The 22432-nt window shown below is 37.4% G+C and carries 22 protein-coding genes and 1 riboswitch; of the genes, 14 read left to right on the forward strand and 8 right to left on the reverse strand.

What is annotated here, in order from left to right; genetic code table 11:
- Positions 1-9: 9 nt before the first annotated feature.
- Both P375_RS07430 and hemC read right to left on the reverse strand, forming a co-directional pair.
- The gene (locus P375_RS07430; RefSeq protein WP_039135823.1) at positions 10-768 is read right to left on the reverse strand and encodes a uroporphyrinogen-III synthase; all 759 of its coding nucleotides are present in this window, start codon (positions 766-768) and stop codon (positions 10-12) included.
- Positions 769-1698 (reverse strand): hydroxymethylbilane synthase, encoded by a 930-nt coding sequence (gene hemC, locus P375_RS07435; protein WP_039135824.1) that lies wholly within the window; start codon positions 1696-1698, stop codon positions 769-771. It abuts the gene before it with no gap.
- A 211-nt stretch (positions 1699-1909) separates the two neighbouring features.
- On the opposite strand from hemC, the gene P375_RS07440 reads away from it, so the two are divergent.
- The 9 genes from P375_RS07440 (at position 1910) to P375_RS07480 (ending at position 13289) form a co-directional block, all read left to right on the forward strand.
- Positions 1910-4381 (forward strand): class I adenylate cyclase, encoded by a 2472-nt coding sequence (locus tag P375_RS07440; RefSeq protein ID WP_039135825.1) that lies wholly within the window; start codon positions 1910-1912, stop codon positions 4379-4381.
- Positions 4382-4556: 175 nt separating this feature from the next.
- Complete coding sequence (locus P375_RS07445; RefSeq protein ID WP_039135826.1) at positions 4557-5186, forward strand: response regulator; 630 nt, start codon at positions 4557-4559, stop codon at positions 5184-5186.
- 135 nt (positions 5187-5321) lie between these two features.
- Positions 5322-6461, forward strand: a complete 1140-nt coding sequence (locus tag P375_RS07450) for a hypothetical protein (protein WP_039135827.1) — start codon at positions 5322-5324, stop codon at positions 6459-6461.
- A 1-nt stretch (position 6462) separates the two neighbouring features.
- A complete protein-coding gene (locus tag P375_RS07455; protein WP_039135828.1) occupies positions 6463-6828 on the forward strand; it encodes a DUF488 domain-containing protein in 366 nt (121 codons plus the stop codon).
- A 179-nt stretch (positions 6829-7007) separates the two neighbouring features.
- Positions 7008-7718, forward strand: a complete 711-nt coding sequence (locus tag P375_RS07460) for an OmpW family outer membrane protein (RefSeq protein ID WP_039135829.1) — start codon at positions 7008-7010, stop codon at positions 7716-7718.
- A 133-nt stretch (positions 7719-7851) separates the two neighbouring features.
- Positions 7852-8493 carry a dethiobiotin synthase gene (gene bioD, locus P375_RS07465; RefSeq protein ID WP_039135830.1) on the forward strand — a complete coding sequence of 214 codons (642 nt, stop codon included), beginning with the start codon at positions 7852-7854 and terminating at the stop codon, positions 8491-8493.
- A 58-nt stretch (positions 8494-8551) separates the two neighbouring features.
- Positions 8552-8722: riboswitch (Lysine riboswitch) on the forward strand.
- A gap of 82 nt (positions 8723-8804) precedes the next feature.
- On the forward strand, positions 8805-10157 hold the full coding sequence (gene lysC, locus P375_RS07470; RefSeq protein ID WP_039135831.1) for a lysine-sensitive aspartokinase 3: 1353 nt from the start codon (positions 8805-8807) through the stop codon (positions 10155-10157).
- Between the two features lie 231 nt (positions 10158-10388).
- The gene (locus P375_RS07475) at positions 10389-11372 is read left to right on the forward strand and encodes a sialic acid TRAP transporter substrate-binding protein SiaP (RefSeq protein ID WP_039135832.1); all 984 of its coding nucleotides are present in this window, start codon (positions 10389-10391) and stop codon (positions 11370-11372) included.
- Between the two features lie 66 nt (positions 11373-11438).
- Entirely contained in the window at positions 11439-13289 is a 1851-nt protein-coding gene (locus tag P375_RS07480; RefSeq protein WP_039135833.1) for a TRAP transporter large permease subunit, read from the forward strand.
- A 60-nt stretch (positions 13290-13349) separates the two neighbouring features.
- On the opposite strand, the gene P375_RS07485 is transcribed toward P375_RS07480, so the two are convergent.
- Together P375_RS07485 and P375_RS07490 are read right to left on the reverse strand one after the other, a co-directional pair.
- Positions 13350-14045, reverse strand: a complete 696-nt coding sequence (locus P375_RS07485; protein ID WP_039135834.1) for a CidB/LrgB family autolysis modulator — start codon at positions 14043-14045, stop codon at positions 13350-13352.
- Entirely contained in the window at positions 14042-14455 is a 414-nt protein-coding gene (locus P375_RS07490; RefSeq protein ID WP_039135835.1) for a CidA/LrgA family protein, read from the reverse strand. Before P375_RS07490 ends, P375_RS07485 begins: the two co-directional genes overlap by 4 nt.
- 82 nt (positions 14456-14537) lie before the next feature.
- On the opposite strand from P375_RS07490, the gene P375_RS07495 reads away from it, so the two are divergent.
- Genes P375_RS07495 through P375_RS07505 form a run of 3 tightly spaced genes read left to right on the forward strand, consistent with a single transcriptional unit; the run spans position 14538 to position 16821 of the window.
- The gene (locus P375_RS07495; protein ID WP_039135836.1) at positions 14538-15233 is read left to right on the forward strand and encodes a thermonuclease family protein; all 696 of its coding nucleotides are present in this window, start codon (positions 14538-14540) and stop codon (positions 15231-15233) included.
- Positions 15234-15241: 8 nt separating this feature from the next.
- Positions 15242-16450, forward strand: coding sequence for an aminotransferase class V-fold PLP-dependent enzyme (locus P375_RS07500; protein ID WP_039135837.1), 1209 nt, complete (start codon positions 15242-15244; stop codon positions 16448-16450).
- Complete coding sequence (locus P375_RS07505; RefSeq protein WP_039135838.1) at positions 16447-16821, forward strand: SufE family protein; 375 nt, start codon at positions 16447-16449, stop codon at positions 16819-16821. The genes P375_RS07500 and P375_RS07505 overlap by 4 nt, the downstream gene beginning before the upstream one ends.
- Before the next feature lie 107 nt (positions 16822-16928).
- Here the strand turns inward: P375_RS07505 and thrS are convergent, their stop codons facing one another.
- Positions 16929-18860, reverse strand: coding sequence for a threonine--tRNA ligase (gene thrS / locus P375_RS07510; RefSeq protein ID WP_039135839.1), 1932 nt, complete (start codon positions 18858-18860; stop codon positions 16929-16931).
- A 201-nt stretch (positions 18861-19061) separates the two neighbouring features.
- Positions 19062-19718 carry a GTP cyclohydrolase I FolE gene (folE, locus tag P375_RS07515; RefSeq protein ID WP_018345741.1) on the reverse strand — a complete coding sequence of 219 codons (657 nt, stop codon included), beginning with the start codon at positions 19716-19718 and terminating at the stop codon, positions 19062-19064.
- 183 nt (positions 19719-19901) lie between these two features.
- Between folE and P375_RS07520 the strand changes: the two genes are divergently transcribed.
- Positions 19902-20336, forward strand: coding sequence for a DNA polymerase III subunit psi (locus P375_RS07520; RefSeq protein WP_039135840.1), 435 nt, complete (start codon positions 19902-19904; stop codon positions 20334-20336).
- Complete coding sequence (gene rimI, locus P375_RS07525) at positions 20308-20754, forward strand: ribosomal protein S18-alanine N-acetyltransferase (RefSeq protein ID WP_039135841.1); 447 nt, start codon at positions 20308-20310, stop codon at positions 20752-20754. Before P375_RS07520 ends, rimI begins: the two co-directional genes overlap by 29 nt.
- Positions 20755-20783: 29 nt before the next feature.
- On the opposite strand, the gene ribD is transcribed toward rimI, so the two are convergent.
- A complete protein-coding gene (gene ribD, locus P375_RS07530; protein ID WP_039135842.1) occupies positions 20784-21902 on the reverse strand; it encodes a bifunctional diaminohydroxyphosphoribosylaminopyrimidine deaminase/5-amino-6-(5-phosphoribosylamino)uracil reductase RibD in 1119 nt (372 codons plus the stop codon).
- Entirely contained in the window at positions 21902-22354 is a 453-nt protein-coding gene (nrdR, locus tag P375_RS07535; RefSeq protein ID WP_013746959.1) for a transcriptional regulator NrdR, read from the reverse strand. The genes ribD and nrdR overlap by 1 nt, the downstream gene beginning before the upstream one ends.
- Positions 22355-22432 lie beyond the last annotated feature (78 nt).

Genomic DNA, 22432 nt, shown 5'->3' on the forward strand with positions numbered 1-22432 from the left:
TTATTTATCTCAAGAATGGGGATAAAAGGATAATATTGTTTTTAATAAACTAAGATTATCTGCCTTTTCAGAGAGAATAATCTTATCTGGTTGCCAACCTGCATCCAACGCAAGCAGTTTCAGGCGATCACTAATCACCACCAACTTACAACTCATTAACCAATTATGTTCACTTTTGGGAATAAAATCCAGCAAATACCGCAAAATTTCACCACTGGTCACCACAATTGTATCAATACCAGCACGAGAAAAAAATTTCAATTCAGCTTCACTTAACTGCTGTGTTCGGCGACAATAACACGCCACTGTTTCCACAACTGCACCACGTTCCGGTAACTGATGCGGTAACAATTCTCGACCAGCTTGCCCTCTCAGTATAATAACACGTCGACCATTACAATTTTGCATTTGTGGCAATGCTAATAAACCCTCACTATTCTCATTAGCAAAGGGATAATGCACAGGTTGTTGTGTCGCCTCACTTAACAAAGCGGCAGTTTTTCGCCCTACTGCAAAATAATGCACATCTTTACGCCACCCGAAACCAGTATTTTGTAACACTTGATGAACATATTGTACCGCATATTGCGAAACACATATTACATAATCATCGGCAGCAAGTTGTTGCAATTTTTGTGGCACATCATTTAATTGTTCACCTGTTTCAATTTTAATGAAAGGCGCATAAATTGCCGCTACTCCCTCTTTATTTAACATCTCCATTAGATGCTGACCAGCATCTTCCGGTCTTGTGACTAAAATACCCATTTATGATTTCATCGCTTGTAATAATAAAGCTTCTGCACCTTGTTCTAACAACAACTCCGCCACTTGTACACCCAGCTGATCCGCTTGTGTCCGAGCTGCAGTTGCTTCAGCTCTTAATACCTTGCTACCATCAATCGAACCAACCAATGCACGCAAAAAGAGTTGATCACCATCCAAAATCGCATAACCGGCAATCGGCACTTGACAACCACCCTGTAACCTATTGTTCATTGCCCTTTCTGCAATAACACGATCCCAAGTTGCTTGATGTAACAACGGTTTTAATAATTGATTCACCCATTCATCATCCTGACGACACTCTACACCAACCGCACCTTGTCCGACCGCTGGCAAAGAAACTTCTGGCTCAATAAAACTACGAATACGTTGCTGTTCCCCTAAACGGATTAATCCGGCTGAAGCTAAAATAATCGCATCATATTCACCCTCATCCAATTTACGCAATCTTGTGCCTACATTGCCTCGTAATGTTTTTAACTGAATATCAGGGCGAAGTGCTTTCAACTGACATTGACGTCTTAAACTTGATGTTCCCACTACTGCATTTCGTGGCAATTCATCCAAACCGGCATATTGATTAGAAACAAAAGCATCACGCGCATCTTCACGTTCGCAAATGACACTAAGGTGTAGTCCTTGTGGAAATTGCATAGGTACATCTTTCATAGAGTGAACAGCAATATCAGCTCTCCCCTCCAGTAATGCCAATTCCAACTCTTTTACAAATAGCCCTTTACCACCAATTTTTGCTAATGGTGTATCTAAAAGCACATCACCTTTGGTCACCATTGTAACCAATTCCACTTTTAATTCAGGGTATAAAACTTGCAGTTTATGTTTAATATAATTGGCTTGCCATAATGCCAAAGGGCTTTGACGCGTTGCAATTCGGAGAACATTTTTTTGCATAATTAACTCTTTTTCTTCAAATTATTATTTACTCTATATCCTACCATTGTTGCCCGACATTGTCAGTGTTTCCCCTTGGCAACTTCATTGAGATTTATCAAAAACTATGCATCTGTGATAGGTCTACTATTTACCAATAAAGGTTAAAGTGTTAAAGTTTTTGTCAAATTATGTATTGAGATCATTTATCATAAGAGATAATAGGCCGTTGATGAACAATCTGGATGTCGCCAAAAAGAAAGTTGAACAGCTAGATAAACTACGTTTAGAACGGGCGCTTGCTGGAGCACCAAACGAGTTTCAGTATGTTCTAAATTTAGTTTGTGTTTTATTGCATCATAATATTCCCGAGCTACCGGGATATGTAGAAGATGCCCCTTTCGGTATTGTTAATTTTTCTTTCAACCGTTATCAAGAAAATTATCTTTCTTCAACACTATCCAATTTAGAACGTTATAGCCTTAATCATAACAACACTCATAAAGCCGATATTTGTGGTGTTTATGCAATGGGTAGCTTAGGATCAATTACACAAACTTCTCGCTCAGATCTAGATTTGTGGGTTTGTGCCACTCGTAGCTTAACCCTAATTCAACAACAAAAATTACAACAAAAATTTTCTCTTATTTGTCAATGGGCACATAACGTTGGCGTGGAATTAAATCTGTTTTTAGTCGATCAGGATCGGTTTCGTTATAAACAAACTGCCGATCCACTTTCTGCCGATAATTGCGGTTCAAGTCAATATATGTTATTGCTAGATGAATTTTATCGTTCTGCCATTCGACTTGCGGGTCGCCCTTTATTGTGGCTACATTTAGCAGTCGAAGATGAATCAAAATACGATGAAACCGTGCGTCAACTTATAAATAACGGTCAATTAAACCCAAATGAGTGGGTAGACTTCGGTGGTTTAGGTAATCTTTCTGCTAATGAATATTTCGGCGCAACCTTATGGAATCTCTATAAAGGCATTGATTCACCTTATAAAGCGGTTATCAAAATTTTATTACTTGAATGCTATTCGTGGGAGTTTCCTAACACTAAACTAATTTCACACCAATTTAAACTAGACTTATTACTAGATCGCAATGTCATTCATCATTTTGACCCTTATATGGCAATGTTGGACAAAGTAACCGACTATCTGTTACGCATCAATGATCTGGAACGCCTTGATAATGTACGCCGCTGTTTTTATATCAAATCAATTGAAGACATTGATAATAATGAATTAACCGGTAATTGGCGCATTACCCTATTAATGAGACTAGCACGTCAGTGGCAATGGAATAATGATACCATTCAAGAATTAAATCAGAAAAAATATTGGCGGATCAAACAGATAAGAAAAAGTTACAACAGCCTTGTTAATTTATTAATGTGTAGTTATCGCCAATTAATGGAGTTTGCTCGTAAATATAATATTTCCGGAGTAGGCATTATTCCTGAAGATATCAGTATCTTAACTCGAAAACTTTACGCTGCATTTGAAGAGTTACCAGGCAAAGTAACCTTGTTTAACCCTAATATTTCCACCAATATTGCGGAAAAAGAACTCACTTTTGTTGAAACCGATGGCAATTCAGCAATGAGCAAAGGTTGGTATCTGTTAAATCAAGCACCGAAAATTTCTTCATTATCAAAATATCGCCACGTTGAGTACAATCCACAGCTCAATAAACTGGTCTGTTGGGCTTATTTTAATGGTGTATTAACTGAAGAGACAGAGTTTAACATTATCAGCAAAAACGTCTCATTGGAAACTTTAAAACAATTCATTACAGATTTAAGAAACACCTTCCCGGTACAAGTTAAACCTGCAACCAATGCCGATTTGTATCAACCTTGCGAAATTCGCAATTTAGCAGTTATCGTCAATTTAGTGAACGATCCTACAGAAGAAGCCTCACTACTCGATCACCATTTCCGTTTACAGCCTAAACATCTGTTCAATAATTTAAGTAGTAAACAGACAAAATTAATTGGCAGTATTGATTTTACTTATCGTAATTTATGGAATGAGATCAGAACACTGCATTTTGAAGGCCCAAGCGCTATTTTTCGTGCATTAAAAGTATTATCTAACAAAATTTATCGAAGTTCCGTACCGATCAACTCTGTCAGTGTATTCTGTTATAGCAGACATTATCGGAATATTCTTAGTCGTTTTGTAAGTGAACTGATAGAGCGTTGCATTAACATTCAAACCAGTAATTTAATCAATAGCAATCAGCTTAATACTCTGCACGTTGCTAGCGAAGCGTGGAATCATTTTTTTCATAAAAATGAATTCAATATTACAGAAGAAATTCTGAATGAAAACCAACATAAAAATATCGCCATTGCTCAAAAACCGCACGCAGGAGGTGAATTAAAATATCCTCAAGCAATAGAGTTCTATTCAAATGAAGGCTTTCTTCAATTCTTTTTTGAAGATAATAATGACAATACGTTTAATATTTATATTCTTGATGAAAGCAATCAGCTCGAAGCTTATTATCATTGTGACGGTGTTAAAAGTCAGAAAATTGAAGAAATCAATCAAATCTATCGTACCGCTTCAAACGGAGATAATAATACACCATTCCAAATTTCAAAAAATAAATTTAATTACCCACAGTTTTATCAAATTAATCATCTACAAGGAAAAACAACAATCACTCCATATCATTCAGAGTAGTTTCTCTCCCCCCCCCCCTAAATGACGGCAATTTCGCTAAGACAGGGAAAGGTTTTATTTAACCTAAATCAATATTTATCTTCATTAAGATAAAATTTCCCCAGCAAAATAACACTCTTCATATTCATCTTGTGATAGTATGTATCGTATTTTTGAAAAAATGGGGTTATTTTAGATGAAGAAAACAACAGTTTTAGTGATTGATGATCACCCATTAATGCGTCGAGGCATTACTCAACTCTTACAATTAGATGATTCTTTTGAAATATTAGCTGAAGCTAGTAATGGCACTGAAGGGTTAGCATTAGCCAAACAATTCTCACCGGATATGATTATTCTAGACCTCAATATGAAAGGGATGTCCGGTTTAGATGTGTTAAAAGCGTTACGACTTGATGATATTGATGCTCGTATTGCCGTCTTAACTGTCTCTGATGCTCGTTCTGATATTTTTGCACTGATAGAAGCCGGCGCTGATGGTTATCTATTAAAAGACACCGAACCGGACACTTTATTAATACAGTTGAAAAAAATTGCTGAAGGACAGGTTGTGTTAAGCGATGCTGTTAAACAACGCCTGTTAGACAATCACTCCGCTAATGATCCATTACAACTATTGACCGAACGTGAAATGGATGTATTAAAACTTATCGCTACCGGTTTATCTAATAAACAGATTGCTAATCAATTATTTATTTCTGAAGAAACTGTTAAAGTACATATCCGAAATCTATTACGCAAACTGAATGTACATTCTCGTGTTGCCGCCACAGTACTCTATCTGGAACACCGGCATTTAGATTAAAACTTAATTGACGGGCTAAATGGGTTACTTTCGATAAAAATTAGACAAATTCACTGTAACCCTGATTACGCTTTACAAATTCTTGATATAATAGCTCGCCATATAACACCACACATCGAAAGATTAGGTAAATAAATGAAGTTATTCTCTTTCTGCTTTTTTAGTCTACTGTTGCTTTTATATACCACTACTGCCAATGCTAATTGGAAACAGGTTGGTAAAGCTGAATATAACTGGGGACCATTCCATATTTATACCGTTTCTCTATTCACTGAAAACGGTACTTACAGCAGTGAACAACGCCCACTTATGTTAAGAATTAAATTTGCCAAACCTGTTGAAGGAAAAAACTTTGCAATTTCTCTCTTCAAAGAGATGGCATTGGATAAAATGCCAACTGATCAAGCAGAAAATTTAAGAAAACGCCTTATAAAGAATTTTCCCGATTTTAAACCTGACGACGTGTTGAATTATATTGCCTTGGATAACGAAGGTTATTTTGTTTTAAATGACACTATTTTAACTGAACGATTTGATCCCACATTTAATCGAGAATTTATTGCCATTTGGTTGGATTCTCCAAGCAGTTTCAAGCAGTTACAACCGCGTTTATTAGGTGAAAAGAAAGAAGAACAGACGGCAACAACCGTAACAGAAAATGCCGATGCAACCAAAGCAAATTCAAGCACACAAACTGCTGATAGCAATTCTACCGAAAATACACAACAATCTGCTAAAACACCTGAAACAGAGGAAAAAGTAAAAGCGGATAACTCCAGTGTAAACAGTACTCACAGTTCAAGTACAAAAGAAGAAAAACCAACTAAAGCTAACGGTAGCGACAAATCAGCAGTAGAAACTAATAAGGTTAGAAAACAAGATAATAGTGCGGTAGAACAAACAACGAGCGATGTCGAGAGTAAAATTAAGTCATCGCAACCACGAACCTCTTCAACGCAAGAGATAACTAAAAAGAGTGCCGATGCAAATCAGGCATCAAAAATGAAGGAATCCGATATGAAAACCCAATCTGTTAGCGCAGACACCAAAACTGTTAACACAGACACAAAATCAACAGCAACAAACACGCAAACAGACGATAAAAACGCTGTGAATGAAGAAAAGACGAACACAACAACGGATAGCAAAAAATCACAGCAGGAAGATTCAGACACTGAACAATCAAAAGCGCAAGAGCCAGATGCTGAAGAACCAATCGAACCGGCAATTGAATGTGATCCAATTTTGCCATTCTTAAAACAATATCATTGCTAATATGAATAATTTAGAAATTAAGCGTATTTATCAACCCATCGATCAAAACGATGGGTTTCGTATTTTAGTGGATAGACTGTGGCCTCGTGGCATAAAAAAAGCCGAAGCGGAAATTAATTTATGGGCAAAAGAGATTACGCCTTCACCGCAATTACGCAAATGGTTCAATCACGAAGCTGATAAATTTGAACAGTTCAAGCAGAACTATCTCGTTGAATTAAATAATAATCCTTATGGTGTTAAATTTGTAGAGATATGCAAACAACAAATATCACAGCAAAATGTTACGCTACTCTATGCAGCTAAAGATCCTCTATATAATCACGCATTGGTATTAAAACAGTGGTTATTGACTCAATTAAAATGAAATTGATCTAAATTCAAGTTTATACTTTCTGCCAACTCTCTGATTTTTGATATATTTCAAAAGTTCCACATTAATTAAAAATTCATTGATATTTATCAAAAAAACACCTACTAAAAAGAGGTATCTTTGTTTTCGTCATTAAGACAGTGTCTCAGATACCTATTTTCAAGGAGGGTTTTATGAAAAAATTAGCACTAGCACTTGCAACTTCCGCTGCATTATTAGCAGCTTCTTCCGCAGCAATGGCTCACCAAGCCGGTGAATTCTTTGTTCGTGGTGGTCCAATTTTAGCTGTTCCAAATACCGATACTCACAACTATAAAAGTGATCTTCCATTATCTTATGATTTTGATGTAAACAGTAATGCACAACTTGGTTTAACCGGTACTTATATGATTACCGATAACCTTGGGGTAGAATTATTGGCAGCATCTCCATTTAGCCACGAAATTAAATTAAATACACTTTCTGTAGGTAATAATGATATTAAAGATGTCGGTACTATTGCGAAAACCAAACATTTACCACCTAGTCTCTATTTACAATACTATTTCTTAGATGCAAATTCTCCGGCTCGCCCATATGTCGGTGCAGGTATTAATTATACTCATTTCTTTGATACTCACTTTAATTCAACAATCGACAATGCGGGATTAGGTGTTACTGCACATAATCTTAAATTGAAGGATTCTTGGGGTCCAGTTGTAAATGCTGGTATTGATATCAATATTACCGATAAATTATTCTTCAACACCTCTGTATGGTGGGCTAAAATTAAGACCAAAGCGACTTTCGATTTGAAAGAGGCTAATGGTAAAATGCACTCTCAAGAAGCACGTGTTACTCTTGACCCAACCATCTTCTTCGTTGGTTTAGGTTATCGTTTCTAATTTACTGTTAATCGTTAAACAGTAACATTCCAATTAAAGCCATAGCAAAAATTGCTATGGCTTTTTGCTTGATCCCATTCTCAATGTGCGTATAGTAATGCGTTTGTTTTTAGCTAAAATATAAGGAATTGCGATGCAAAATATTCTTTTTGTCAGTGGTATTGATACCGAAATTGGAAAATCCGTAGCCACAGGTGTTTATGCCAAAAATTTAATGGCTCAAGGTTTTTCTGTTATCACGCAAAAAATGATACAAACTGGTTGTGATAACATTTCAGACGATATTTTAGTTCATCGCAAAATTCAGGGAATTGGACTAACCGAAGACGATTTAAACGGTAACACCTGCCCTTATCTTTTTCATTATCCTTGCTCTCCACATTTAGCAGCAAAAATAGAAAATCGCCAGATTGATGCTTCAATTATTGATGAAAAAACAAAATTATTAGCACAGCGATATGATTATGTCTTGCTCGAAGGAGCTGGAGGATTAGCCGTTCCTTATCAAACAGATAAAACCACACTTGACTTTATCGCTGAACGCCAATATCCATTGATTTTAGTCACATCAGGTAAATTAGGTAGCCTCAATCATACTTTGTTGAGTCTGATGGTTTGTCAACAACATAACATTGAAGTAAAGGCATTGGTCTATAATCGTTTCCCTGAAAAAGATAAATTAATTGAACAGGATAGCCAACAATATTTACAACAATATTTACAACAACATTCACCACAAACTGAATTTATTTTGTTAGAAAAGTTTAATTTTTAAAATTTTATTTGACAATTCTCGCATTAACAGGTATTTCTATACAGGCTTGTAGCTTCGGCTACGCAGGAGAGGCGCGGAACTCAGGTCGTTATTTTTAGGTCTGGCACCAAAGAGAAATAATCAGGGGAGTTTCGCCGAGATAAACAACACTACCAGGGTTTTGTTTATCGGCTATTAGGGCTGAATCCCTAAGGCTGTCATCGGTAAACGATGGAGAGCTTCTGAACAAGTCAAGTTTCATCTCTTCCAAGTTTTCCTTAACCTTCTGCAAATTTAATTTTACTCACAATATCATTATTTAAGGAAAAACTATGTCACATTTATCTGTTGCTAAATTTGGTGGTACTAGCGTTGCCAACTATTCTGCAATGCAGTCTTGCGCAAAAATTGTTATTTCTGATCCGAAAACTCGTGTTGTCGTGTTGTCAGCTTCTGCTGGCGTCACCAATTTATTAGTAGCTCTTGCTAATGGGTGTGAAAAAACAGAACGTGAAAACTTACTCAATCAAGTTCGACAAATCCAATATAATATTTTAGATGAGCTTAAAGATGCGGCAGTATTACGAGAAGAAATTGATCGTTTATTAGATAATATTGAATCACTTTCCGATGCAGCAGCCCTAGCTACTTCACCGGCATTAATTGATGAAATCATCAGCCACGGCGAAATGATGTCTACATTAATTTTCGTAGAAGTCTTACGTGAGCTAGGTGCAAGTGCCACTTGGATTGATGTTCGCACTTTGGTGGCAACCAACGATCATTATGGCAAAGCAGCGCCAAATGATGAATTAACTCAACAAAACTGTGATCGAGTATTAAAACCTTTAATTGATCGTGGTGATCTTATTATTACTCAAGGCTTTATCGGTCGTGCGCCAAATGGCAAAACAACGACTTTAGGTCGTGGTGGTAGTGATTACTCTGCTGCACTATTAGCGGAAGTCTTGGATGCCAATGATGTATTAATCTGGACTGACGTTGCCGGCATTTATACCACTGATCCTCGTATTGCACCAGCAGCACAAAAAATTGATACTATGAGCTTCTCTGAAGCGGCGGAAATGGCAACTTTCGGTGCGAAAGTACTTCATCCAGCAACTTTATTACCAGCCGTGCGTAGCAATATCCCTGTTTTTGTCGGCTCAAGTAAAGCACCAGAACAAGGTGGAACTTGGGTAACTCGTGATCCGCAACCTCGTCCGTTATTCCGTGCGATCGCATTGCGCCGTGATCAAACACTAGTCACTTTATCCAGTTTAAGTATGTTGCACGCACAAGGCTTTTTAGCAAATGTCTTTAATATCCTAGCAAAATACAAAATCTCTGTAGATACTATTACCACTTCAGAAGTCAGCATAGCCTTAACATTGGATAAAACCGGTTCTGCCTCTTCCGGAGCGGAATTGCTTTCTAATGAGCTTTTAACTGAATTAAGTGAGACTTCTTCTGTTAAAGTGGACACTGGTTTAGCGTTAGTTGCTTTAATCAGCAACAATTTGCATAACACCGCCGGCGTAGCAAAACGTTTATTCAACACCATTGCCGACTACAATGTGCGTATGATCAGCTATGGCGCCAGCAATAACAACGTTTGTCTGTTAGTAAAAAGTGAAAATGCGGACGATGTCGTTCGTAAATTACACAAAGAACTTTTTGAATAATTTTGGATATCAAACGAGAGCCTTTGCCAATGCAAAGGCTTTTTTTTGCTCAAAACTACAACAAATATGCTAAATTTTTTGTAATTTTTGTGATTTATCTCTCAGTAATGAAATATTACTTCATTTATAATAAAAAAATGATTTATAGCAATCATAAAAGAAACGAGCATCGTCTACTTTTGTACGATCTGCTACTTTCACCCAACTATCTAACTCTATAGGAGAAACGCAATGAAATTTAACAAATTATTACTTGCCACACTATGTATGGGACTTTCTGCAACCGCATTTTCCGCAGAATATGACTTAAAAATGGGCTTAGTAGCTGGTCCAACATCAAATGAATACAAAGCTGCTGAATTTTTTGCTAAAGAAGTTAAAGCAAATTCTAACGGCAAAATTGAGATTTCACTTTATCCAAGCGCACAACTTGGTGACGACCGCTCAATGATTAAACAACTTGGTGATGGTGCATTAGATTTCACTTTCGGTGAATCTGCCCGTTTCCAATTATTCTACCCATCAGCAGAAGTGTTTGCACTTCCTTATATGATTCCGAATTTCAAAGTAGCAAAAGAAGCATTGTTTGATACTAAATATGGTCAAAATTTAGTAAAAAAAATCCACGATGAATTGGGCATCACCATTTTAGCCGATGCTTATAACGGTACTCGCCAAACCACTTCTAACCGAGCCATTAACAGCATCAAAGATATGAAAGGCTTAAAACTTCGTGTACCAAATGCCGCAACTAACCTTGCATATGCAAAATATTCCGGTGCTGCACCTACCCCAATGGCATTTTCTGAAGTTTATTTAGCACTTCAAACCAATTCTGTAGATGGTCAGGAAAATCCATTGCCAACCATTCAGGCACAAAAGTTTGAAGAAGTTCAAAAATATTTAGCTTTGACCAACCATATTCTTAATGACCAACTTTATTTAGTCAGTAATGCAACTCTTGAAGATTTGCCTGAAGATCTGCAAAAAGTAGTTAAAGATGCCGCTGAAAAAGCCGCTGATTACCATACAAAACTATTTGAAGATGGTGAAAAAAATCTTATTGCTTACTTTGAGAGCAAAGGTATGACAGTTACTAAACCGGATCTTGCCCCATTCAAAGAAGCAATGAAACCTTACTATGAAGAATACATTAAGAAAAATGGTAAAGAAAGTGAAGAGGCAATTGCTGAAATCAATGCTTTGACTAAATAATCCTACAAACCTTAGCGTCATACGACGCTAAGGATTTTCTAACCTAAGATGTATGGGGTTATATTTATGAAATATTTTAATAAACTCGAAGAGTGGCTAGGTGGTGTGCTTTTTTTGATTATATTTGTTGTTCTTATTGCACAAATCTTAGCACGACAAGTTTTTAATGATCCTTTAATCTGGAGTGAAGAGTTAGCTAGATTGTTATTTGTTTACGTTGGAATGCTTGGCATTTCAATGGGTATTCGGACACAACAACACGTCTTTATTGACTTTCTAACTAATATGATGTCTGAAAAAATGCGAAAAGCAGCAGTTTCTTTTTCTCAGTTGTTAATTTTCATCTCGCTTATTTTATTTATCCATTTTGGAATTAAACTCTACAATGGAGCTACTTTTGAGATTGTTTCATTGGGTATCTCTGAAAAATGGCTTTACGCTGCATTGCCGTTATTATCCGTGTTAATGTTAATCCGTTTCTTACAGGCACAAGTTGAGAACTATCGTAATAACTTGAGTTATTTTCCTACTGTATTCTTTCTTATTAGTGCGATTTTATTGATTTCATTAATTTTAGTTCATCCGGATATATTTAAAATTCTACGTGTAACCAACTATGTAAAATTCGGCAGCGAATCCGTTTATATTGTTCTGTTAGTTTGGTTAGTCATTATGTTTATTGGTACACCTGTCGGTTGGTCGCTCTTTATTGCCACTATTCTCTACTTCACAATGACGCGTTGGAATGTGGTCAATGCTGCATCTTCAAAACTAGTAGACAGCTTAAACAGCTTCTCTTTATTAAGTGTGCCATTCTTTATTCTTACCGGAATTTTGATGAACACTGGTGGTATTACCACTAAAATTTTCGATTTCGCAAAAGCATTACTCGGACACTATCGTGGCGGTATGGGGAACGTCAATATCGGTGCCAGTTTGATTTTCTCCGGAATGTCAGGTTCTGCTCTAGCTGATGCGGGTGGTTTAGGTCAGTTAGAAATTAAAGCAATGCGTGATGCCGGTTATGATGACGATATGTGTGGTGGCATTACAGCAGCCTCTTGTATTATAGGACCATTAGTACCACCAAGCATTGCAATGATTATTTATGGTGTGATTTCCAATCAATCTATCGCAAAATTATTTGTTGCCGGCTTTGTGCCGGGTGTATTAGTTACTATTGCGTTAATGGTAATGAATTATTTTATTGCTAAAAAACGTAATTATCCACGTACGCCAAAAGCTTCGTTAGACGTGCTTTGCCGTGAATTTAAAGGTGCTATCTGGGCATTATTGACACCAATTCTTATCATCGTTGGTATATTTTCAGGTTTATTTACGCCAACAGAAGCTGCTGTTATTGCCGCTCTTTATTCTATTGTTGTCGGTAAATTCGTTTATAAAGAACTCACTTTGCAAAGTTTATTCAAAAGTTGTGTAGAGGCAGTAGCGATTACTGGTGTAACCGTGTTGATGGTAATGACCGTAACTTTTTTTGGCGATATGATCGCACGTGAACAGGTTGCAATGAAAATTGCAAAAGTTTTTATTACTTTTGCTGATTCACCATTGATGGTTTTAGTGATGATCAACTTATTGTTGTTATTCTTAGGAATGTTTATCGATGCTTTAGCATTACAATTCCTGGTATTGCCAATGTTGATCCCTATTGCAGTACACTTCAATATTGACCTAATCTTCTTTGGTGTAATGACAACCTTAAATATGATGATAGGTATTTTAACACCACCTATGGGAATGGCATTATTTGTGGTAGCTCGAGTCGGCAATATGCCAGTCAGTACGGTTACTAAAGGAGTACTACCGTTCTTAATTCCAATCTTCACGACACTGGTTTTAATTACGATTTTCCCTCAAATTATTACCTTTATTCCTAATCTGCTATTACCAGGTTAATCTAATTCCTGAAGAAAAACCCATCAGTTGTAAAACTGATGGGTTTATTTTTTACAAAGGTTAAGAAAAAATCTTTATCACAATTAAAAATAAATCAAATAACAACGGTGCACATAATGAGGTAATCACACCACATAATACTAACGAAATAGAACTGAATGTACCTGCTTTTTTATCTACATCCATACAGGCTGCAGTTCCTAATGCGTGGGATGCCGCACCAATAGATAAACCTATTGCTTCACTGCGCTTTAATTTTAACAATTTAACAATACTGTAACCAAATACCGAACCGACCAATCCAGCAATAATCACCAGCACAACAGTAATGGTCGGTACACCACCGATAGTATGAGATACTGCCATTGCCAATGGTGTGGTAATTGATTTAGCAAATAATGTCGCCATTACTTGATTGTTCGCACCTAATAAAAATGCAATAAAAGCTCCACTAAACATCGCAAATACAGAAGAAAATGTGGTAATAAATAAAATACTACGCCATGATTTTTTAATCTGTGGCAATTGCTCATATAAAGGCAACGCCAAGGCAACAATAGATGGCGCCAACAGCATATTCAACGGTTTATTACCGGCGATATAACTATGATAAGGAATGTGAAAAATCAATAAAATGGCAACTAATGCACAAACCGTTAAAACGAACGAGTTAAAAACGATAGATTTTAATTTCTTATTAATGGTTACCGCAATGGCAAACACGACGATGGTTAATACGGAATAGAGATAAATCATTTTGTAACCCTCACTGCCCGTTTTTCCGCTTTTTTTCTCAATCTAGCAAAAGAGCGGTATGAATACAGATATTCAGCCAACAAACCGGTCATCACAATGACCAAACAGGTACTGACCACTGTCGGGATCAATAACGATACCGCCTGTTCTGTCAATATATCAAAATAATCTATGATACCCACGCTGAGAGGAATAAAAAGCAACGCCATATAGCGAATTAATAATGCTCCGCTCGGCAATAACCACTCTTTTTTTATCAATTTCAGCACTAAACAGATAAATAACAGTAACAATCCCCATATGCTGGAAGGAATACCTATCGGAAACAGATAATTAATCGCTTCTCCCAAGTACAACATCACGTACAGAATTGCAATAGAACGAAATAATTGAAAAATTTTATAAAACATTTTTTATCGAAATATGCCATAATAAGTCACTATTTTACTCCTATTTTGTGATCTATGTCACACTTTAATCGATGAAATTATGATGAAAAAACTATTAATTATCTTATTTTTTTCACTATTTACTTTGAACAGTATTGCCGCTCGAGAAATCAACTGCCAAGTAGTATCAATTAGTGATGGTGATACTTTTACCTGTTTATTAGCCAACAATAAAACAATTAAAGTTCGTCTTGCCCAAGTGGATGCTCCGGAAAAAAAACAACCTTACGGTGATCGTTCCCGTCAATTGTTATCACAATTAATTTTTAAAAAACAGGTGCGTTTAAGTTCAAGCGAATACGATCAATATCATCGTGTTCTTGCAGAAGTATTTGATTCACAAGGGAGAAATATCAATCTTATAATGGTACAACAAGGGTTAGCTTGGGCTTATCGTCAATATATGCACGATAAACAATATTTAGCTGCCGAAGTGCAAGCCAGACAACAACGTCGTGGTTTATGGCAAGATGATAATCCAATTTACCCAAGTAATTGGCGAAAACATAGTAAAAATCCTAGTTTAAAGTTAGATAATCCACCAGTACCAACACTAGGTAATGTCGATATAAGAACAAAACAACAAAAAACCGTAACTACTCCTGCAAATTGTCAGCAACATCGTAGTTGTAAAAGTTTTAATTCTTGTGCAGAAGCGACTGCATTTTTTAAACAGTGCAATGCTACTTATCTTGATGGCAATCATGACGGAATTCCTTGTAACTCTTTGTGTCGTTAAGGATAACAATGCAATCTTTCACCATTGAACAGTTTCGTAAAGACTTTCCTTTTTTTCAAACAAAAAATGCTGCCGTTTACTTGGATTCAGCGGCAACAACATTACGACCACAAACATTGATTGATACCACAGTTGAATTTTATCGTTCCGCCGGCTCAGTGCATCGTAGCCAATACGATTGGCAACAAACACAGCATTTTGAACAAGCACGACAACTAGCAGCTAACTTTATCGGTGCAGAAGATAGAGATTGCATTGTTTGGACTTCCGGTACAACACACAGTCTTAATGCTATTGCCTATGGTTTAGATCATTTTCTACAGGCAGGCGATCAAATCATCATTAGTGAGGCGGAACATCACGCTAATTTTGTTATTTGGCAACAACTGGCATTGCAGAAACAGTTGCAATTAACGGTATTACCGTTACAGGCAGATTATAAAATTGATGAAAAGGCATTAGTACAGGCATTATCCTCTAATACCAAAATTGTTGCACTAAATTGGGTATCAAACATCACCGGCTATAGCCAACCGATTGAAAAATTCTGCACACTAATTCGTCAACTGGCAGAGAATGCATTTATTATTGTTGACGCGGCACAAGCTGTTTTACATCATAAAATTAATTTACAAGCATTAGACATTGATTTTATTGCTTTTTCCGCGCATAAATTGTTTGGTCCAACTGGGCTAGGCATATTAAGTGGTAAAAAATCTGCTCTCACTCAGTTACAACCACTCTTTTATGGAGGCAAAATGGTGGAGAATGTTACGTTACAACACAGTACTTTCCAACCATTACCTTATCGTTTAGAAGCAGGAACACCTAACATTGCCGCAGTTATCGGGTTTGGAGCAGTATTGGCTTGGTTACAACAATATCATTACGCCACATTAGCTCATCATACATTAATGTTAGCTAGCCTTACACGTCAACGCTTAACACAATATCCACATTGTCGAGTATTCAGTGCAAATGATGGGCATATTATTAGCTTTGTATTTGATAATATTGAAAATAGCGATTTATCCACACTGTTAAGCGAACAACAGATCGCTTTGCGTACCGGTCAACATTGTGCCCAACCCTATTTACATTTTCTGCACCAATATGGCACTTTACGCCTCTCCTTTGCGCCTTATAATAATCAACAGGATATTGAGCGCTTTTTTGATGCTTTAAATAATGCGCTCGCCATTTTGGAGGAGCAATGACATTTACAGAAATTCAGCAACTTTTTGCTCAAACTCAAACTTGGGAACAGCGTTATCGACAATTAATTTTTCTAGCTAAACAATTAGAAAAACCTGATGATGAAACTCTCGCAAACACACCGCTGATTGAAGGCTGTGAAAGCCGATTATGGTTTAAACTTGATGACGATCGCTGTATCGCCTATAGTGATGCTCGTATTTTAAACGGCATTTTGTTTATCATTAAAACTGTTCTTTCGGAAACTCCGATAACACAGCGTTCCAGTTTGCAAATCACACCGTTATTGCAACAACTCAAAATTGATCAGCGTTTAAGCGAAACTAGGCTAAATGGACTAAAAAAGATTGAACAGCTAATCCAAAACGCATAATTCATAGATTCTTATCTTGACGTCCTCCCGTCCTAAAGGATGGGGATTCCTACCAGTGCTCATATAAAAAAGCGACCATTCGGTCGCTTTTCAATTCTGAATCCCTATTACTCTTCACCAAGAAGTTTTAAATCACGATTTCTTACTTGATTTTTCAAGATCTCGGTAAACTCTTCCACACTGAAAGTACCCAAATCCGCACCTTTACGTGTACGAACTGCCACTTTGCCTTCAGCAATCTCTTTATCACCGCAAACCAACATATAAGGCACACGTTTTAAGGTATGTTCACGGATTTTGAAACCGATTTTTTCATTGCGTAAATCTGATTTTACGCGTAATCCAGCATCAGATAAGATTTTAACAACCTTTTGTACATAATCCGCTTGGCTATCGGTAATATTCATTACTACTGCTTGAGTCGGTGCTAACCACGCTGGGAAGAAACCTGCATACTCTTCGGTAATAATACCGATGAAGCGCTCAATTGAACCTAGAATAGCGCGGTGAATCATAACCGGAGTTTTACGTTCATTATCTTCCGCCACATAAGAAGCATTTAAACGCCCCGGTAACGCAAAGTCTAACTGAACAGTGCCACATTGCCATTCACGACCAATACTATCTCGTAAAGCAAACTCCAATTTCGGACCATAGAATGCACCCTCTCCCGGCTGCACTTCATATTCTAAACCATTATGTTCAAGTGCTTTTGCCAAATCCGCTTCAGCACGATCCCACATTTCATCAGAACCGATACGATGTTCCGGACGAGTTGAAAGTTTGACATAAATATCAGTAAAGCCAAATGTACTATAAATGTCATAAACCATTTTAATACAGGAAGTTACTTCGCTTTCAATCTGATTTTCAGTACAGAAAATATGTGCATCATCTTGAGTGAAACCACGAACACGCATTAAGCCGTGCAAAGAACCTGAAGGTTCATTACGGTGGCAAGAACCAAACTCCGCCATACGCAATGGTAAATCACGGTAAGATTTCAAACCTTGATTAAAAATTTGCACGTGTCCAGGACAGTTCATCGGCTTAATCGCATACTCACGGTTTTCTGATGAAGTAGTGAACATTAAATCACCATAGTTCTGCCAGTGACCGGTTTTTTCCCAAAGCACACGATCCATCATAAATGGACCTTTGACTTCTTGATAATCATACTGTTTTAATTTAGTGCGAACAAAAGTTTCCAATTCACGGAAAATTGTCCAACCATCATTATGCCAGAACACCATTCCCGGCGCTTCTTCCTGCATATGGTATAAATCCAGCGCTTTACCGATTTTACGGTGATCACGTTTTGCCGCTTCTTCAAGGCGTTTCAAATATTCGGCAAGCTGTTTCTTATCTGCCCAAGCAGTACCATAAATACGTTGCAACATCTTATTATTGCTGTCACCTCGCCAATAAGCACCCGCCACTTTTTGCAATTTAAAGTGATGACAGAAACGCATATTTGGTACGTGTGGACCACGACACATATCAATATATTCCAAGTGATGATAAAGTGCCGGTGTCGCGGTTTTTTCAATATTTTCTTCTAAGATTGCCATTTTATACGGCTCGCCACGTTGTTCGAACACATCGTGTGCTTTTTGCCAAGAAACCGGCTCTTTGATCACGTCGTAATTGGTTTTCGCCAATTCCAACATTCTTTTTTCAATTTTCTCTAAATCTTCTGCTGTTAAAGAATGGTCAAGATCAATGTCATAATAGAAGCCGTTTTCAATCGTTGGCCCAATCGCCATTTTGGCATTCGGATAGAGTTGTTTTAGCGCGTGGCCTAATAAGTGTGCGCAGGAGTGGCGAATAATTTCTAAACCGTCTTCATCTTTCGCGGTAATAATTTCAACATTTGCATCTTCGTTGATTAAATCGCAAGCGTCTTTACGCACGCCGTTCACACGACCGGCAATACACGCTTTGGCTAGACCGGCACCAATGCTTTGTGCCACTTCAAGCACAGTAACTGGTTGTTCAAATTGACGTTGAGATCCGTCAGGTAATGTAATAATTGGCATAATAAAAATCCTTACAGTGGTAACCCATACGAGAGGTTACTTGTGTTAATGTTTATTTTCGAACTTTATTGCTATTTCTACTTCAATAGCGAAACGAAACACTATTTGATTTGATAGCAAAAATTGCAATAAAATACCCGCAAGTTATTGCGGGCGAAAGTATATCACAGCATCAATAGCAATAAAATTTTAAAATTTAAACTATTTTGATATCAATGACAAAAATTCCTGTTTAGTCGCTCGATCCTGACTGAAAATGCCGCCATAAGCGGAGGTCACAGTAAAGCTATTTGCATCGCGAACTCCTCGACATTTCACACAAAAGTGAGTTGCTCTAACATACACTGCCACATCATCCGTTTCTAAAATGGTTTGAAATGCGGTTAAAATCTGTTCAGTTAATCTTTCCTGAACTTGCGGACGTTGTGCAAAAAAATCGACAACACGATTAATTTTTGATAACCCGATCACCCATTTTTTAGGATAATAAGCCACTGACACTTTACCTGAAAAAGTTACAAAATGATGTTCACAGGTGCTGGTTAAATTAATATCATTCACCAACACCATTTCGCTGACATTCATTCTGTTTTCAATCCGAGTAATTTTCGGGAAATTATGGTAATCCAAACCGCTAAAAATTTCGTCAAGATACATTTTTGCCAAACGTTTAGGTGTCTCTTCTAAACTGTCGTCTCTTAAATCTAAACCAAGAATCGTCATTACCTCTTTCATATGCTGTTCAATTTTTTGACGACGTTCATCCTGAGTTCCCACGCGCGGCACCATTGGCGTTTCCAAACCTTTTGCCGATAAAGCAGCTCTAACTTGTTGAGCTTCCAATGAAATTGTGTTCATCTACCTCTCCTTATTATGTAGGCGCTATTTTAACAATGACGATACATTTGTGAAAGAGGGATTTAAAATTCACGGAAATAGAGGAAAATGCTATCTCTAAAATTGTGCAGCCTTTATTGCCTTTGATCTGTATTTCTAAAACAAAAATGCTATGATTAGCAGCATTAAATTTTGGAGAAAAAAATGATAAACAGACGAGAATTGTTACTGCAAGAAATGGGCATTACCCTTTGGCAATTAGTACATCCTGAAGTGTTACAGGGTGTAGGTATCATTAATGTACCGGCTAACATTCATACCATTATTCTGTCAGAACAGCACTCAATAACAGCGTCACAGTTAATCCAAGATTTATTACGTGCGGCAGAAACAACTGTTGATAAAGCCTTAATTATAAACAGTCAACAATTACAACGTTTAGAGAGCGATCATCCACTGCTTGTGTTTTGTGTTGAAGATTGTTTACCACAATTTCAAAACTCAGCATTAGCCAAAATTGCCACACAAATCATTTCATTAAATTCAACATTAACCTTGTCCGTTCAACAAAAACGCACAATTTGGCAACAAATCCGGCACTTTTTACAAAATGAAAACACAATTTCAAACCATCACTGATCACGATTTCACGCAACTATTTCAGATTGAACAAGCGGCACATAGTGTGCCTTGGAGTTTAGCTACACTCAAAAATAATCAGGGTGATAATTACCTTAATTTTAAGGTTTTATATCAAAATAGCATTATTGGATTTTGTATCTGTCAAACTGTTCTTGATGAGGCAACACTATTTAATATTGCAATTGATCCGCAATTTCAAGGAAACGGTTTCGGCAAAGCGCTATTACAACATTTGATGAATGAATTAATAACAAAAGGGATTACAACCTTGTGGTTAGAAGTAAGAGAATCCAACCAAAAAGCAAGAAAATTGTATGAAAATCTCGGCTTTAATGAAGTTACCGTACGAAAAAATTATTATCCTGTTGTCAGTGGTGGACGTGAAAACGCTGTAATTATGGCGTGTTACCTATAGTCTTTAAAATAAACAACACGCCATTTAGCTTATTTAATATACACTAATTTAACATCATCACCGATTAAGCTAACATCACTTAACCGCCATTGTGGTGCATCCTTCAGATGTTGCAATTGCGGCAAATGACAAAGCCCTTTTGCCTGATCACCTAACAATTTCGGTGCAATATAGACAATTAATTCATCTACCAAACCGGCTTCAATTAGCGCTCCGGCTAAAGTTGCACCTGCCTCCACCCAAACTGAGTTTATTTGCTGCTTGCCAAGCAAATGAAGCAAATCTGTCAAATAATAAGGGCTTTCTGGTAATTGCTGCTGCTGACAAAATGCCGGGAAATGTTCCATATTACGTGCGCTCGGACTTACCAATAAAATTGAGCTTTCGCTTTCAAACAAACGTCCTCTAGGCTCGATTTGATGTTGAGAATCTAAAATAACTCGCAGTGGTTGTCGTAATTTTTCTTGCGGATAAATAGATTGCACATCAAGCGGTAATTGTTGCCAACGCACATTTAAAGCGGCATTATCAATCAGCACTGTCTTACTGCTGGATAAAATTGCAGATGCCATTGCTCGATATTGCTGCACATCCTGTCGTGCCGCTTCACCTGTAATCCATTGGCTTTCGCCATTCGCCATCGCAGTACGACCGTCAATGCTGATCGCCATTTTAAGTTGCACGTAAGGGAAGCCAGTGCGCATTCTTTTTAAAAAACCTTTGTTCAACTGTTCCGCTTGCTGTTGTAATAAACCAACTGCTGTTTCTATGCCGGCATCCGCCAGCATTTTTAAACCACGCCCAGCAACTTGAGGATTCGGATCTTGCATTGCTGCCACCATGCGCTCAACCCCCGCCTCAATTAAACCTTTAGCACAAGGTGGTGTTCTGCCGTAATGCGAACAAGGTTCAAGTGTCACATAAGCTGTAGCACCGCTCGCTTTCTCTCCTGCTTCTCGCATCGCCATCACTTCTGCGTGAGGTTCGCCTGCTTTTTCGTGATATCCTTTACCGACAATCTCACCATTCTTAACCAATACACAACCGACGGCTGGATTAGGTGTGCAGGTAAAACGCCCTTTTTTTGCCAATTCTATCGCCAATGCCATAAATTGGTGATCTTGCTGTGAAAATTTAAAATTTTGCATTACTCTTTATTCAACTTATCTATTTCTTCACTGAACTGTTTAATATCATCAAAACTGAGATAAACCGATGCAAAGCGGATATAGGCGACTTTATCCATTTTTTTCAACTCATTCATTACCAATGTACCAACCATTTTACTTGGTACCTCTCGTTCTCCGGTTGCTTGTAATGTATGCATTATTCGGTTAACTGCCGCCTCAATCTGCATTTCACTGACCGGTCGTTTCTCCAATGCGTGATAAATCCCTGCGCGCAATTTCTCCTCATTAAAAGGTTCACGATTGCCGTTATTCTTAATAATACGAGGAATAACTAATTCCGCAGATTCAAAAGTAGTAAAGCGTTCTTTACATTGAGTACACTCACGGCGACGTCTGACTTGATAACCTTCAGAAACAAGGCGACTATCAATCACTTTCGTTTCCGGAGCTGAACAAAACGGACAATGCATATTGCCTCCTTCATAAGTTATATTCACTCCTCTATACTACCCTATACAAACTAGATAGAAAGAGGGCAAATAAAATAT

It is taken from the genome of Gallibacterium genomosp. 2 (assembly GCF_000771895.1).
In the GTDB taxonomy this organism is placed as follows: domain Bacteria; phylum Pseudomonadota; class Gammaproteobacteria; order Enterobacterales; family Pasteurellaceae; genus Gallibacterium.

What these genes read in the sequence shown, in the direction of transcription:
- P375_RS07430 (WP_039135823.1), bottom strand. Translation starts at nt 768, where the DNA reads ATGGGTATTTTAGTCACAAGACCGGAAGATGCTGGTCAGCATCTAATG.
- hemC (WP_039135824.1), bottom strand. Translation starts at nt 1,698, where the DNA reads ATGCAAAAAAATGTTCTCCGAATTGCAACGCGTCAAAGCCCTTTGGCA.
- P375_RS07440 (WP_039135825.1), top strand. Translation starts at nt 1,910, where the DNA reads ATGAACAATCTGGATGTCGCCAAAAAGAAAGTTGAACAGCTAGATAAA.
- P375_RS07445 (WP_039135826.1), top strand. Translation starts at nt 4,557, where the DNA reads ATGAAGAAAACAACAGTTTTAGTGATTGATGATCACCCATTAATGCGT.
- P375_RS07450 (WP_039135827.1), top strand. Translation starts at nt 5,322, where the DNA reads ATGAAGTTATTCTCTTTCTGCTTTTTTAGTCTACTGTTGCTTTTATAT.
- P375_RS07455 (WP_039135828.1), top strand. Translation starts at nt 6,463, where the DNA reads ATGAATAATTTAGAAATTAAGCGTATTTATCAACCCATCGATCAAAAC.
- P375_RS07460 (WP_039135829.1), top strand. Translation starts at nt 7,008, where the DNA reads ATGAAAAAATTAGCACTAGCACTTGCAACTTCCGCTGCATTATTAGCA.
- bioD (WP_039135830.1), top strand. Translation starts at nt 7,852, where the DNA reads ATGCAAAATATTCTTTTTGTCAGTGGTATTGATACCGAAATTGGAAAA.
- lysC (WP_039135831.1), top strand. Translation starts at nt 8,805, where the DNA reads ATGTCACATTTATCTGTTGCTAAATTTGGTGGTACTAGCGTTGCCAAC.
- P375_RS07475 (WP_039135832.1), top strand. Translation starts at nt 10,389, where the DNA reads ATGAAATTTAACAAATTATTACTTGCCACACTATGTATGGGACTTTCT.
- P375_RS07480 (WP_039135833.1), top strand. Translation starts at nt 11,439, where the DNA reads ATGAAATATTTTAATAAACTCGAAGAGTGGCTAGGTGGTGTGCTTTTT.
- P375_RS07485 (WP_039135834.1), bottom strand. Translation starts at nt 14,045, where the DNA reads ATGATTTATCTCTATTCCGTATTAACCATCGTCGTGTTTGCCATTGCG.
- P375_RS07490 (WP_039135835.1), bottom strand. Translation starts at nt 14,455, where the DNA reads ATGTTTTATAAAATTTTTCAATTATTTCGTTCTATTGCAATTCTGTAC.
- P375_RS07495 (WP_039135836.1), top strand. Translation starts at nt 14,538, where the DNA reads ATGAAAAAACTATTAATTATCTTATTTTTTTCACTATTTACTTTGAAC.
- P375_RS07500 (WP_039135837.1), top strand. Translation starts at nt 15,242, where the DNA reads ATGCAATCTTTCACCATTGAACAGTTTCGTAAAGACTTTCCTTTTTTT.
- P375_RS07505 (WP_039135838.1), top strand. Translation starts at nt 16,447, where the DNA reads ATGACATTTACAGAAATTCAGCAACTTTTTGCTCAAACTCAAACTTGG.
- thrS (WP_039135839.1), bottom strand. Translation starts at nt 18,860, where the DNA reads ATGCCAATTATTACATTACCTGACGGATCTCAACGTCAATTTGAACAA.
- folE (WP_018345741.1), bottom strand. Translation starts at nt 19,718, where the DNA reads ATGAACACAATTTCATTGGAAGCTCAACAAGTTAGAGCTGCTTTATCG.
- P375_RS07520 (WP_039135840.1), top strand. Translation starts at nt 19,902, where the DNA reads ATGATAAACAGACGAGAATTGTTACTGCAAGAAATGGGCATTACCCTT.
- rimI (WP_039135841.1), top strand. Translation starts at nt 20,308, where the DNA reads ATGAAAACACAATTTCAAACCATCACTGATCACGATTTCACGCAACTA.
- ribD (WP_039135842.1), bottom strand. Translation starts at nt 21,902, where the DNA reads ATGCAAAATTTTAAATTTTCACAGCAAGATCACCAATTTATGGCATTG.
- nrdR (WP_013746959.1), bottom strand. Translation starts at nt 22,354, where the DNA reads ATGCATTGTCCGTTTTGTTCAGCTCCGGAAACGAAAGTGATTGATAGT.